The 13,218-nt window shown below is 65.3% G+C and carries 10 protein-coding genes; 6 read left to right on the top strand and 4 right to left on the bottom strand.

Going from position 1 to position 13,218, the window contains the following annotated elements; all coding sequences use genetic code 11:
- Window positions 1–37: 37 nt before the first annotated feature.
- Window positions 38–2,791 (bottom strand): M10 family metallopeptidase, encoded by a 2,754-nt coding sequence (locus tag ACOHX0_RS09885; protein WP_420676516.1) that lies wholly within the window; start codon window positions 2,789–2,791, stop codon window positions 38–40.
- A gap of 18 nt (window positions 2,792–2,809) precedes the next feature.
- Complete coding sequence (locus tag ACOHX0_RS09880; protein ID WP_420676515.1) at window positions 2,810–3,217, bottom strand: hypothetical protein; 408 nt, start codon at window positions 3,215–3,217, stop codon at window positions 2,810–2,812.
- Between the two features lie 321 nt (window positions 3,218–3,538).
- Here ACOHX0_RS09880 and ACOHX0_RS09875 point away from each other — a divergent pair, with 321 nt between their 5' ends.
- From ACOHX0_RS09875 to ACOHX0_RS09850, 6 genes are all read left to right on the top strand, one after another.
- Complete coding sequence (locus tag ACOHX0_RS09875; RefSeq protein WP_420676514.1) at window positions 3,539–4,444, top strand: metal ABC transporter substrate-binding protein; 906 nt, start codon at window positions 3,539–3,541, stop codon at window positions 4,442–4,444.
- 105 nt (window positions 4,445–4,549) lie between these two features.
- Window positions 4,550–5,530, top strand: coding sequence for a manganese/iron ABC transporter ATP-binding protein (locus ACOHX0_RS09870; RefSeq protein WP_420676513.1), 981 nt, complete (start codon window positions 4,550–4,552; stop codon window positions 5,528–5,530).
- Entirely contained in the window at window positions 5,527–6,435 is a 909-nt protein-coding gene (locus tag ACOHX0_RS09865; RefSeq protein WP_420676512.1) for a metal ABC transporter permease, read from the top strand. Before ACOHX0_RS09870 ends, ACOHX0_RS09865 begins: the two co-directional genes overlap by 4 nt.
- 5 nt (window positions 6,436–6,440) lie before the next feature.
- Window positions 6,441–7,292, top strand: coding sequence for a metal ABC transporter permease (locus ACOHX0_RS09860; RefSeq protein ID WP_420676628.1), 852 nt, complete (start codon window positions 6,441–6,443; stop codon window positions 7,290–7,292).
- Window positions 7,293–7,613: 321 nt separating this feature from the next.
- On the top strand, window positions 7,614–8,963 hold the full coding sequence (locus ACOHX0_RS09855) for a sensor histidine kinase (RefSeq protein WP_420676627.1): 1,350 nt from the start codon (window positions 7,614–7,616) through the stop codon (window positions 8,961–8,963).
- A 21-nt stretch (window positions 8,964–8,984) separates the two neighbouring features.
- Complete coding sequence (locus ACOHX0_RS09850) at window positions 8,985–9,437, top strand: response regulator (protein WP_420676511.1); 453 nt, start codon at window positions 8,985–8,987, stop codon at window positions 9,435–9,437.
- A 105-nt stretch (window positions 9,438–9,542) separates the two neighbouring features.
- Here the strand turns inward: ACOHX0_RS09850 and ACOHX0_RS09845 are convergent, their stop codons facing one another.
- Window positions 9,543–9,923: a response regulator gene (locus ACOHX0_RS09845; RefSeq protein WP_420676510.1), complete on the bottom strand. Its 381-nt coding sequence runs from the start codon at window positions 9,921–9,923 to the stop codon at window positions 9,543–9,545.
- Complete coding sequence (locus ACOHX0_RS09840) at window positions 9,916–13,146, bottom strand: ATP-binding protein (RefSeq protein ID WP_420676509.1); 3,231 nt, start codon at window positions 13,144–13,146, stop codon at window positions 9,916–9,918. The genes ACOHX0_RS09845 and ACOHX0_RS09840 overlap by 8 nt, the downstream gene beginning before the upstream one ends.
- Window positions 13,147–13,218 lie beyond the last annotated feature (72 nt).

Below are 13,218 nucleotides of genomic sequence, written 5' to 3'. Positions count from 1 at the left end.
GCGCCGGCCGCCAAGGCCGCGCCGGTCAAGCGCTTGACTAGAAAAGGAACCAGTCCTCGGTCAGGATTTCGGTCGCCTTGACCTTGCCCAGCTCCGCAATCAGAAGGGCATCTGCCCCGCCCGGGCCATCGGCGTCGAACTCGAGCACCGCGGACTTGCCGTCCGCGCGCAAAGCCAGCTGACCCGCGCCCAGAGCCGTGGCCAGATCCGTGCCCTGCTCGTCCAGAAGGCCTGAGATGTCGAACAGGTCGCCGTCCCGGCGGGAGAAGTCGGCGAGCAAGTCGCCTGTCTCCTCCGCGGTGTCGAAAACGAAGACATCCGCCCCCTTGCCGCCCTTCAGGACGTCGTACCCGGTACCGCCCCAGATCACATCGATGCCCCTGCCGCCATCAATGATGTCATCGCCAGCGCCGCCGTCGATGCCGTCATTGCCGTTGTCACCCTTGATGCTGTCGTTGCCGTCACCGCCCAGGATGACATCGTCACCACTGCCCGCCTTGATCTGATCATCGCCGGTGCCGCCGCTGATTGTGTCGTCGCCTTTACCGCCGCCGAGCTTGTCGTCATGCTCGCCGCCGTCGATCACATCGTTGCCGTCGCCCGCCTTGATCTTGTCGGCTCCGGCCCCGCCAATCAGGCTGTCGTTGCCATCGCCGCCGTCCAGATGGTCATCGCCGCCGCCGGCCGAAACCGTATCGTCCCCGTCGCCGGCCTTGTGCTTGTCCTTGCCGCTGCCGCTGGTCATGACGTCATTGCCGGCGCCGCCGTCCAGCTTGCTGCCGCCTTCGCCGCCGTTCAGCGTATCGTGACCCTCGCCGCCCTTCAGCTGGCTCTTGGCTCCGTTGCTGATGAGAACGTCATTGCCCTCGCCGCCATCCAGGCGGTTGCGTCCCGCACCCGCATCGAGAACATCATCGCCCGCGCCGCCGTCGATCTTGTCGTCCCCGCCGCCGGCGGTGACGGTGTCGTTGCCATTGCCGGCTTTGATCTGGTTCTTGCCTTCACCGGCAGAGAGGGAGTCATTCCCCTCGTCCCCGTAAAGCTTGTCGTCGCCATCGCCGCCGCGCAAATCGTCATCGCCATCGCCGCCGTGGAGCTGATCCTTGCCCTCGCCGCCATCCAGCGTATCTGCACCGCCAAAACCGTACAGCTTGTCATTGCCGCCACCGCCGTCGAGGAAGTTGGCAAGCAGATTGCCGTAGCCGGCATCCCGGCCGTTGCCGAAGATCACGTTCTCGATCTCGGTACCGTCGGCAATGGTCAGGGTCTTGGAACCGATCTTGCCGGAGGCGCCGCTGTCGAGCAGCACTTTGGCGTTCAGCGTCACCGCGCTCAGATCCAGCGTATCGGTGCCGCCGTCGGTGTCGGTGACGGTGCCCAGCAGGTTCGTCCAGTTCCGCACGAAGTCATTGCTGAAAGTGTAGGTGGTGTCGGGCGACAGCGGCGGCGGGGGCGGCGGCGGCGGCGGGGTGTCGCCGCTGTCGATGATCTCGGCCACATCGGCGGTTGCCGCCACTCCGGTGAGGAACACCAGCCTGGTATCGGTGCCGCCAAGCGAAATGACCAGCCAGCTGCCGCCGGAGCCTTCCTCCAGCGACACGGTGCCGTCGCCGGCAGGTGCCTGTCCGGTATAGCCCGCCGCTTCCAGCAGGGCTGTGATGTCGACCCGGTCGCCTGCGGCAAGGTCGAAGTCGGTGACGGTATCGCCCGCCTCGTCCAGCGCGGTGTAGACGAAACGGTCCGCCCCGGTGCCGCCGGTCAGCTGATCCGCGCCGGCGCCGCCGATGAGGATATCGTTGCCGCCGCCCGCGAGGATATGGTCGTTGCCGCCGCCGCTCTCCAGCCGGTTGTTCGCATCATTGCCGATGATATAGTCTGCGCCCGCGCCGGTGACGGCGTTCTCGATCACCGTGCCGCGGCCGATGGCGAAATTGCCGGTCTTGCCGTTCAGGTCGGAGAAGGTTTCCGCAACCAAGCTCAGACGCTGGTTCTGGTGGTGCGAAGCCAGATTGATGAGATCGGTGCCGCCGCTGTCGACGATCGTCACCGCATAGCGGCCGCTCAGGTCCATGCCGAACCGGCCCGTGGTTTCGCCGTCGCCATAGGTGGTGTCGCCGGTTTCCACATTCGTGGGCGTGCCGTAGAGCTGCTGCACCGCCGCGATATCAGCCAGCTGCGCGGTAGCCAGATAGACGAAAGTGGCGTCCGTCGCCGGGTTCTCGTGCTGGCTGAAATAGGACATCACCGAGACCTGCCAGCTGTCATTGGCAAAATGCGCGTCGCGGGCATAGTCGGCGCTGCCATTGTAGTCGCCGGTATGGCCGAGACCGAGCGCATGGCCGATCTCGTGAATGTAGGTCTGCAAGTAGTAGTCGCCGTAGTTGGACCAGCTGCTCGCGACATTGATGTGCGAGCTGAGGATGGTGCCATTGCTGACGCTGGAGGAGGCATAGGCGCCGGACTGGTTGTCATCGAAGGTGATCTGAGCGTTGTTGCTCTCGACAAAGTTGATACCGCTCAGCGCGGTCCAGCTTTCCAGCGCCTTGCGCGCGGTGGCCTGGCCGCTGGCGTTCAGTCCGCTGAGGCTGACAGTGATCTGACCGCCCGGCTGCACGTCGAATGAACGCTGGGTGCGGCCGGTATCTTCCCAGAAACCCTGGGTCAGATAGGTGGCGATCTGGTCGATCGTGTAGGTCGGCTTCCCGGCCGCGTCCCAGGCGGAGGCGCTGCCGGTGCCGCTGCTGGTGACTTCGGGAATACGGTGCTGGGGGCTTCCGCAATATTCACACATCTGGGTAATCCATCCTCGTTAAAGCGTTTTCAGGGGAATTCCGGAATGCCGGACCAGGGCCCGGGCAAAGCCGGCGAGGCTTTCTGCCGTCAGGATGCCGTCGAGAACCGAATGCTCGATCACCGGGCCGCGGCCGCTGCCGTCCGCGCTGCTCTGCCAGGACAGAACACCGGCCAGCCAGTCGGCGGCGCAGTGCTGCGGGTGGTAGCGCAGGGTCAGCGCTGCAGGCGCGGCAGAGGCCGCGTCTTCCGGTGCGCAGAGGGTCACTGCCGCGTCCGGCCGGGCTTCGGCCAGCGCGTCGGCGAGCACCTGGCAGAGCTGGTCCTGCTCCTCTCCGCCGCAGATCAACAGGATGCCATTGGCCGCATCCGCCTGCGGCGCAAGGCCGCCGGACGGGCCGTCTGATGGGGGGTCGGTACGTGTCATCCGGAGGATCGCCTTGCCAGAGGGGTCGAGAATTCGGGTTCACTCTCGCGCCGTTCTGGCCGCCCTTAAGGAACTAGAAAGGGAATCGGGCGCGAACGGGGGCGCAATTCGGGCACCAATGTGGCCGCGTTAACTTTTCACGCTGCCCTGCGCCTTCCGCGCGCATCCCGGCACTCCGGCGCGCCGGGGCTGTTGCCCCGCCCGCCGCCGGGTACCTTCAGGGGCAGCGGTTCTTTGCAAATCATTCTCAAGATCATTGACAGTTGAGAATGACTTGCAATAACACTTCCGCCAGAACACCTGCACCTGACGGAGAATCCAATGGTTCCGACCCTGCTTAAGACCCTTTCTGCCGCCGCCATCGCCGCGGGCCTGGCCAGCGCTGCTGCCGCCGCCGAAGATAAGATGAAGGTGGTCACCACCTTCACCGTGATTGCCGACATGGCGCAAAACGTGGCTGGCGACGCCGCCGAGGTGGTCTCTGTCACCAAGCCGGGCGCCGAGATCCACGGCTACGAGCCGACCCCGCGCGACATCGTGCGCGCCTCGGACGCGGACCTGATCCTGTGGAACGGCATGAACCTGGAGCTGTGGTTCGAACAGTTCCTGTCGAACCTGAAGGACGTGCCCTCCGCCACCCTGACCGACGGCATCAACCCGATCTCGATCACGGCCGGCTCCTACGAAGGCAAGCCCAACCCGCACGCCTGGATGGGTCTCGACAACGCGCTGATCTACATCGACAACATCGTCGAGGCCTTTGCCGAGCATGACCCGGAGAACGCCGCCGTTTACGTGAAGAACGCCGCGGCCTACAAGGACAAGCTGCGCGCCACCATCGAACCGCTGCGCGAAGCGGTGGCCGCGATCCCCGAAGACCGCCGCTGGCTGGTCACCTGCGAAGGCGCCTTTAGCTACCTGGCCCGCGATTTCGGCATGAAGGAGCTGTACCTCTGGCCGATGAACGCCGATCAGGTCGGCACCCCGCAGCAGGTGCGCGCGGTGATCGACGGGGTGCGCACGCATGATATCCCGGTGGTGTTCTGCGAAAGCACCGTGAACACCGCCCCGGCCGAGCAGGTGGCGCGGGAAACCGGCGTGCAATACGGCGGCGAGCTGTATGTCGACTCGCTGAGCGAAGCGGGCGGCCCGGTGCCGACCTATATCGACCTGCTGAAGGTCACCTCCTCGACCATCGCCCGCGGGCTGACCGCCGCCACCAACTGAGCCTTCGCGCCAAACGATCCGTCTTCCCCGCGGCCGCAACGCCGCGGGGGGATGCATTTTCGATCCCAGAATTCATAAGTGCATGTAAGACTACGGAGCACCAAAATGCTTGACGCCAGCGAGGTCCAGACCATGAAGACGAATGCCAGCCCCCCCGGCGGCGGCATCGCTGCGAAAGACGTCACCGTCACCTACCGCAACGGTCATACCGCGCTGTGGAACGCCAGTTTCGAAATTCCCCGCGGCACCGTTTCTGCGCTGGTCGGCGTCAATGGCGCGGGCAAATCCACCCTGTTCAAGGCCATCATGGGATTCGTGCCGGCCGCCAGCGGCGAGATCCGCATTCTCGGCCTGCCGGTGCGCGAGGCGCTGCGCAAGAACCTGGTGGCCTATGTGCCCCAGGCCGAGGAGGTCGACTGGGCCTTCCCGGTGCTGGTGGAAGACGTGGTGATGATGGGCCGCTACGGCCACATGGGCTTTCTGCGCCGCCCCAAACCGGCCGATCACGAAGCCGTCGATGAGGCGCTGCGCCGGGTCAACATGCAGGACTTCCGCCACCGCCAGATCGGCGAATTGTCCGGCGGCCAGCGCAAGCGGGTGTTCCTGGCCCGCGCCTTGGCGCAGGACGGTCAGGTGATCCTGCTGGACGAGCCCTTTACCGGCGTGGACGTCAAAACCGAGGAGCAGATCATCGCGCTCCTGCGCGAGCTGCGCGCCGAGGGCCGGGTGATGCTGGTTTCCACCCACAACCTCGGCTCTGTCCCTGAGTTCTGCGACCGCACAGTGCTGGTCAAGGGCACGGTGCTGGGCTTTGGCCCGACCGAGACCACTTTCACCCGTGAGAACCTGGAACACGCCTTTGGCGGTGTGCTGCGTCATTTCACCCTCGGCGGCACCGCCCTGCACGAGGACGGCGACCCCCGTCAGGTCACCATCCTGACCGACGACGAACGCCCCTTCGTGCAATATGGCGAAAAGACCCAGCTCAGCAAGCGCCGCGCCAAAAAGGCAGGCGGCGAGGAGAGCCGCGCCAAGCCGGAGCCCGCGGTGGGCGGCACCGGGAGCACCGGCGGGAGCAGCTCATGACCGAGTACCTGCTGGAACCGTTTTCCTACGGCTACATGACCAACGCCATGTGGGTGTCGGCGCTGGTCGGCGCGGTCTGCGCCTTCCTGTCGGCCTATCTGATGCTGAAGGGCTGGTCGCTGATTGGCGATGCGCTTTCGCATTCGGTGGTGCCCGGGGTTGCGGGTGCCTACATCCTTGGCCTGCCCTTCGCGCTTGGCGCCTTCGTCGCAGGCGGACTTGCCTCCGGTGCGATGCTGTTCCTGTCGGAGCGGTCAGGCCTCAAGGTGGATGTGATCATCGGGCTGATCTTCACGTCGTTCTTTGGCCTGGGGCTGTTCATCGTCTCGGTGAACCCGATGTCGGTCTCGGTGCAGACCATCACCATGGGCAACATCCTCGCGATCACGCCGGAGGACACGCTGCAACTGGCGATCATCGGCTTTGTCTCGCTGGCGGTGCTGCTGGCGAAATGGAAGGACCTGATGGTCACTTTCTTCGACGAAAACCACGCCCGCACCATCGGGTTGCGGCCGGGACGCCTGAAGGCGATGTTCTTCGTGCTGCTGTCGGCCTCGGTGGTGGCGGCGATGCAGACCGTGGGGGCCTTCCTGGTGATCGCCATGGTCGTCACCCCCGGCGCCACCGCCTATCTGCTGTGTGACCGTTTCCCCCGGCTGATCGCGCTGTCGGTGCTGATCGGCGCCACCACCAGCTTTACCGGCGCTTATGCGAGCTATTTCCTGGACGGCGCCACCGGCGGCATCATCGTGACACTGCAAACGCTGATCTTCCTTTCCGCCTTTGTTCTTGCCCCGAAACACGGGTTGCTGGCGGCCCGGAAGAAAGCGCGCGACGCGCTGCGACGCGGCCCGCAGATGACCGTTCCCGTGCCCGCCACCGCCGCAACCGAGGAGAGCCGGTAATGGACATGGACACGCTTCTTCAGCCGTTCCAATTTGCCTTCATGCAGAACGCCTTCCTGATCTCGGCCATCGTGTCGGTGCCGGCGGCGCTATTGTCCTGTTTCCTAGTGATGAAAGGCTGGGCCTTGATGGGGGATGCGGTCAGCCACGCGGTGCTGCCGGGGATCGTGCTGGCCTATATCGCCGGGCTGCCGCTGATCTTGGGCGCCTTTGGCGCGGGCATGCTCTGCGCGGTGGCGACCGGCTACCTGTCGGGCAACAGCCGGGTCAAGCAGGACACGGTGATGGGGGTAGTCTTCTCCGGCATGTTCGGGGTCGGCATCGTGCTCTATGTCTCGGTGGAGACCAACGCGCACCTTGACCATATCCTGTTCGGCAACATGCTGGGGGTGGAGCCGGACGAGCTGTGGACCGCCGCCCTCATCTCGCTGGCCGTCGGCACCGGGCTGGTGCTGAAATGGAAGGATCTTCTGCTGCACAGTTTCGACCCGGCCCAGGCGCAAGCCTCGGGGCTGCGGGTGAACTGGCTGCATTACGGGCTGCTGGCGGCGCTGTCGCTGACCATCGTTGCCACGCTCTCGGCAGCCGGGCTGATTCTGGCGATTGGCCTGCTGATTGCACCCGGGGCGATCGCTTTCCTGCTGGTGCGCCGGTTCAGCGCCATGCTCTGGGTGGCGGTGGTGGTGTGCATGACCTCGATGCTGGCGGGCACCTATGCAAGCTTCTACCTCGACAGCGCGCCTGCACCGACCATCGTGCTGATCCTGACCGCGATCTTCGTGCTGGCCTTCGCCCGGCGCCTGATCCTCACGCGCCGGGCCTCGATGCAGCGCACCGGGGCGTCTGCCGGCTGGTAGCGCGGAACAGACCAATGCCCGCCCCCTTGCCGCCAGCGGCGGGGCCGGGCGTTGCGAAGGGATCAACTGACTGCAACCTTAACGATACTTTCATGCATTCGTGCATCTTATTGGTGTATCGTCATTACAACTGCCTGCCGCCCTAGCCGCAGGGCGGCTCCCTGGCTGCACACTAGAAGGAACATCCCGGACAGCCGTCCAAAAGGAGCACATATGAGCCCCCCTCAGACGCATTCCCCCCAGTCCGCATTCGGCACCGAAAACAAGGTGACATTCTTCTCGACCGCGGTGATCCTCGCCGCCGGCATAATCTTCGATCTGATGACCCCGCTGGGCGTGGCTGGCGGCATCATTCACGTGTTCTTCGTCCTCTGCGCCATGTGGTGGCGGCCCGCTTACGTCACCTTCGTGCTCGCGGGCATAGCCTCCGCGCTGACGGTCATTGCCTATCTGGTGATCACAGAAACCACTACCAGCCTGTCGGCGGTGCTGGTGAACCGGGCGCTGTCGCTGGCGGCGATCTGGGTTGTGGCCTTCATGGTCTACTTCAACCTCAAAAAGACAGAGCTTGCCCTGCAGAGCAACGAAGCGCGGCTGAGCGCGGTGGTGACGGGCTCGGTGGACGGGATCATCACTATCGACGAGGACGGCCTCATCGACAGCTTCAACCCGGCCTGCGAAAAACTGTACGGCTACAACGCCGAAGAGGTAGTGGGCAAGCCGGCCGGCATATTGGTCCCGGATTGCTACCGCACGGAAAGCGATGAATCCTTCCAGCGTTACCAGGAGACACATGACAGAAGCGCGATCGACATCAACCGGGAGATGGTCGGCCTGCGCAAGGACGGCAGCACCTTCCCCATCGAGCGCTCGACGGGCGCGACCGAGGTGGGCGGGAAGGTGCTGTTCACCCTCATCATCCGCGACATCACCGAGCGCAAGGAGGCCGAGGAGGATCGCGAGGACTATATCGAGCGGCTGGCGCGCTCCAACCAGGAGCTCGATCAGTTCGCCTATGTCGCCTCGCATGACCTGAAAGCGCCGCTGCGGGTAATCGACAACACCTCCCGCTGGCTGGAGGAGGACTTGGAGGGCAAGCTGGATGAGGAGAGCCTGGAGAACATGTCGCTCCTGCGCAACCGGGTGGAGCGGATGGAGCGGCTGCTCGACGATCTTCTGGAGTATTCCCGCATCGGCCGTCAGACCGATAACCGCTACACCACCCGCACCAGCGGCGACGACCTGATGAAGGACGTGATGCTGCTGGTCGAAAAGCCCGAGCGCTTCGAAATCGCGGTCAGCCCGGAGTTCTCCGGCATCGCGCTCAACACGATGCCGGTACAGCAGATCTTCGTCAATCTGATCAACAACTCGATCAAGCATCACGACAGGGACGCCGGCCGGATCGAGATCGGGGTCGAGGACCGGGGCGAGAAATACCTGTTTTCTGTCCGCGACGACGGGCCCGGCATCGACCCCAAGTTTCACGACCAGATCTTCAAGATGTTCCAGACCCTGAAGCCGCGCGACCGCGTTGAGGGCAGCGGCATGGGATTGGCGATGATTTACAAGCACGTGCAGCATTTCGGAGAGACGATCACCGTCGACTCCGCCGAAGGCCAGGGCGCCGACTTCCGTTTCACTTGGCCGAAACACCAACGGTTGAACTGATTGCAACGAAGGAGGGACGCTATGCTGACCCTGGCAACCAACGACAGGCAAACCGCTCCGCTGAACATCCTCCTGGTGGAGGACGACGATGGCGACGCCAAGGCAGTGCAGCGCGCCTTCCGCAGCGTGCGGCTGGCCAACACGATCGTTCGCACCGTCGACGGCATCGAGGCACTGGAATTACTGCGAGGTCAGGATCCCGAGCGCAAGATGCCTGTGCCCTACATCCTGCTGGTCGACATCAACATGCCACGGATGAATGGCATCGAGCTGGTGCAGGAACTGCGCAACGACCCGGATTTGAAGCAATCCATCATCTTCATCCTCACCACCTCCAAGATGGAGGAAGACAAGGCCGCCGCCTATAATCTCAACGTGACCGGCTATATCGTCAAGGAAACCGCAGGCCGGGATTTTCTGAACCTCGTCGACATGATCGAAAGCTACTGGCGCGTGGTGGAAGTGCCGTTGTAGCCTGGCCTGCCCCGCGGCGGGCGGCTTGCAGGTTTGCAATGGCAGCCCGCGGCAGCCCCTGGCACCCCCAGCGGGAGGACGCCCGGCTGCGGCAACGGTGGCCGTTCAGGAGGGCTTTGCACCGCCGGTGAGCCTGGAAAGCGCCAGCGTCAGGTCGTCCTCGCCAAAAGGTTTGGTCAGGATCGGGTGATCTTCGAAGGGCGGGCCGAGCCTCGTGTTGCTGTAGCCGGTGGAAAACAGAATCGGGATACTTCTGTCATGCGCCGCCTTGGCCACCCTGTAGGACGTCTCGCCATGCAGGTTCACATCCAGCACCGCCGCATCGAAACTGCCCGCCTCCAACGCGCCCAGACCCGCCGTCTCGCTGCCCGCCATGGTGACCGCGCAGCCCAGATCTTCGAGGATGTCCTCGATCATCATCGCCACCAGCATCTCGTCCTCGACCACAAGCACCCGCAGACCCTGCATTTTTACTATCTCAGACATCCAGCGCCTCCAGACCCAGGCTGATTTCGCAGACCAGCCCCTCCCCCGGGAAGTCCATCGTCACCTCCGCTGCAAACTGATGCCCCAGGCCGGTATTGATCAGCCGGGTGCCGAACCCCTTCTTGGACGGCGGCGAGACCGGCGGGCCGCCATGTTCCTGCCAGCGGAAGCGCAGGCGGCCGTCCCCGATGCGCCAGCGGATCGCGACGTGGCCTTCCGGCACCGAAAGCGCACCGTATTTGGCGGCATTGGTCGCGAGCTCATGCAGGCCCAGCCCAAGCGACAGCACCAGGTTCGGCCCCAGTTTGACATCGGGCCCTTCGAGCCGGAAGCGGGACGGTGCCCCGGGCGGCGCGAAGGGCCGCAGCGCGCCCTCGACCATGTCGCGCAGCGCCGCGGCGTCCCATTGCTGGCGGGTCAGAAGGTCATGCGAGGCCGCCAGCGACATCAGCCGCATCTCGAAAGCGCTGCGGCTGGCGCTTTCCACGCCGGAGCCGCGCAGGGTCTGAGCCGCCATCGACTGGACAATCGCCAGCGTGTTCTTCACCCGGTGGTTCAGCTCGTGCAGCAGCAGCTGGCGCTTTTCCTCGGCCTGTTTGGCTTCGGTGATATCGCGGGAGATCACCAGGAGCCGTTCCGCCTGCCCGTCGGTGCCGAAGATGGGTGAGACCAGCTCGTCCCACCAGCCGGGAGTGCCCGCGGGATCGCGGCGTTCGGCGGTGAACCGTCCCGGCCGCCCCGCCAGCGCCTCGGCCACTGCCTGTTCGGCAGCGGCGCGGTGCTCGCCATCCCAAAGGCAGGCATAGCGCGCGCCCACCGGCGGCACCGGGTGGCCGCCCTGCAGGGTGCCCAGCCCGATACCGTTGCCGATGAGAATGCGGCCCTCCAGGTCCAGAAGCTGGATACCGTCCTGGCTGCTTTGCAGAATGCGCTCGCTCAGCGCCTCGCCGCGCGCGACTTCGGCCCTGAGCCCCGCAAGCTTCAGTTGGGCTTCCACCCGGGCCAGCAGCTCACGCTCGGAGAACGGTTTGACCAGGTAGTCGCTGGCGCCCGCCTCCAGCCCTTCGACCCGGGATTCCTCTCCTGCCCGCGCCGACAGCAGGATCACCGGCACCGTGCGCAGCCGCGGCTCCGCGCGCAAGGCCGCGATCAGGCCGAAACCGTCGAGCCTGGGCATCATCACATCCGAGAGCACCAGATCGGGCGGGCTCGCGCGGGCCGCTTCCAGCGCCGCGGCGCCATCGGAGGCGCAGATCACCTCGTAAGCGGGGCTGAGGAGGCGGCGCACGTAGTCACGCATGTCGGCATTGTCGTCAGCCCAGAGAATGCGCGGGCGCCGTGTGTCTGTATCCGTGGAAGCAACGGCCGGGCGCGGCGCCGCTCCAGCGCTTTCCGCCAGCCGTGGCGCGGTATCCCCCTCCGGCAGCCAGCGCATTGCCTCTTCGACATAGGTTTCGGCCGCCACTGCCGTTGACTGCAGCGCCTTGGCGGCGCCGATCCGCTCCTTTGGCAGATGCGCGGTGCCGAGCGGTATGCGGACGGTGAAACAGGTGCCCGCCCCCAGCTCGCTTTCCGCCGAGATGCTGCCGCCATGCAACGCGGCCACCTCCTGCGCCAGCGCCAGCCCGATGCCGCTGCCCTCGTAGGAGCGCCCGCTGCTGCCCGCGACACGGTGGAAGCGGTCGAAAATGCGCGGCAGCTCGGAGGCGGGGATGCCTGTGCCGGTGTCGCGCACCCTGAGCACAGCCGCGCCCTCTTCTTCCGCCATCGAGACGCAGATGCGCCCCTCCAGTGTGAACTTGAAGGCGTTGGACAGGAGGTTCAGAACGATCTTCTCCCACAGTTCCCGGTCGGCATGGGCCTGGACCGGAGCGCAATTCACCTCCAGCGCAAGACCTGCGTTGTCGCAGGCCGAGCGGAAGCTGCTGGCAAGATCGGCGGTCAGAGCGCCCAGGTCCGCAGGCTCGAATGAGGCCTGCGCTCGGCCGGCTTCGAGCCGCGAAAAGTCCAGGAGCGTGTTCACCAGCTTCAGCAGCCGCCGCCCGTTGCGCTGCACCATCTCCAGCGACTCGCGCCCCCCCGGGTCCAAATCGCCCTGTGCCAGCATGTCTGCCAGCGGGCCGAGCATCAGGGTGATCGGGGTGCGGAATTCATGGCTGACGTTGGAGAAGAACAGCGTCTTGGCGCGGTCGATCTCGGCCAGAGCCTCCGCCCGGCGGCGCTCATGTTCCAGTGCCTCGGCATTGGCAACGGCGGCGGTGACGGCGGCCGCCAGCAGACGCAGGAAGCTGGCATACTCCTCGTCGAAGGAAAGCCTTGCGCTGGTGCCGGCGACGATCAGAGCGCGCGGCGCATCCGCCCCCGGCGGCACCACCGGCAGTATGCGGGCGCGGGAGGGCGGTTCGGGATAGGGCCCGCAGGCGAGGGCACCAAAGCGGCCCTCCAGCCCGGTGACATCCACGCTCCTGCCGCTCTCCATCACCTCGTGCAGCGGCCACACAGTGCCGCCCCCGGTATCCAGCTGCACCACCTCCGGGCTGGCGGGCGTGCCCGGCGCGATCCCCACGGCCTCGGCAAGCCGGGCCCGGCCGTTGTCCGGATCAGTCAGGTATATCAGCACGAACGGCAGGTCGGTGTCGTCTTCCGCCAGCGATTGTGCCGCAAGCGCAAAAGCCTCCGGCACGGTATTGGCGCTGCCAGTGCGCTCCGACAGATCGCGCAGCAGGCGGCCGCGGCGCTCGGCCAGCATTTTGCCGGTCACCTCGTTCACCGGGTGGAACAGACCGCCGACGCCGCCGCTTTCGTCACGGATCGGGCTGAAGGAGAAGGTAAAGAAGGTCTCCTCCAGATAGCCATGCCGGTCCAGGAACATGCGCTGGTTCTGGATGAACTGGCTTTCGCCCTCCAGCGCCTTGTAGAAGGCCTCGCCGATGACCGGCATGGCCGACGCCCAGCATTCGGTGAAATTCTGCCCCATCGAGTCCGGGTGCTTGCCGCCGCAGATCGGCCAGTATCCGTCATTGTAGATCTGCACGTGCTCCGGCCCCCAGGCCATGGAGATCGGGAAGTTGGAGGAAATGCAGATACTGACCGCTGTGCGCAGGCTCTGCGGCCAGTCCCCGATCGGTCCGAGCGGGGTTGCGGACCAGTCCATTTCGCGGATCAGCTTGCCCATCTCGCCGCCTCCCGTCAGGAAGCTGGCATCGCAACGGTCGAACGTCATCGGCCTGTCCCTATTTCTGCGCAAAGTAGCTTGCAACAGGGCGGGACACCAATCAAGCCGTTGATTCCGCGC

It is taken from the genome of Cribrihabitans pelagius (genome assembly GCF_048820915.1).
GTDB lineage: Bacteria > Pseudomonadota > Alphaproteobacteria > Rhodobacterales > Rhodobacteraceae > Cribrihabitans_A > Cribrihabitans_A pelagius.
Note: the sequence above shows the minus strand (reverse complement) of the source record. Positions and strands in the feature narration are given on the sequence as shown.

Coding starts and splice junctions, on each gene's coding strand:
- ACOHX0_RS09850 (WP_420676511.1), top strand. CDS start 8,985: ATGCTGACCCTGGCAACCAACGACAGGCAAACCGCTCCGCTGAACATC.
- ACOHX0_RS09870 (WP_420676513.1), top strand. CDS start 4,550: ATGCTTGACGCCAGCGAGGTCCAGACCATGAAGACGAATGCCAGCCCC.
- ACOHX0_RS09865 (WP_420676512.1), top strand. CDS start 5,527: ATGACCGAGTACCTGCTGGAACCGTTTTCCTACGGCTACATGACCAAC.
- ACOHX0_RS09855 (WP_420676627.1), top strand. CDS start 7,614: ATGACCCCGCTGGGCGTGGCTGGCGGCATCATTCACGTGTTCTTCGTC.
- ACOHX0_RS09860 (WP_420676628.1), top strand. CDS start 6,441: ATGGACACGCTTCTTCAGCCGTTCCAATTTGCCTTCATGCAGAACGCC.
- ACOHX0_RS09875 (WP_420676514.1), top strand. CDS start 3,539: ATGGTTCCGACCCTGCTTAAGACCCTTTCTGCCGCCGCCATCGCCGCG.
- ACOHX0_RS09885 (WP_420676516.1), bottom strand. CDS start 2,791: ATGTGTGAATATTGCGGAAGCCCCCAGCACCGTATTCCCGAAGTCACC.
- ACOHX0_RS09845 (WP_420676510.1), bottom strand. CDS start 9,923: ATGTCTGAGATAGTAAAAATGCAGGGTCTGCGGGTGCTTGTGGTCGAG.
- ACOHX0_RS09880 (WP_420676515.1), bottom strand. CDS start 3,217: ATGACACGTACCGACCCCCCATCAGACGGCCCGTCCGGCGGCCTTGCG.
- ACOHX0_RS09840 (WP_420676509.1), bottom strand. CDS start 13,146: ATGACGTTCGACCGTTGCGATGCCAGCTTCCTGACGGGAGGCGGCGAG.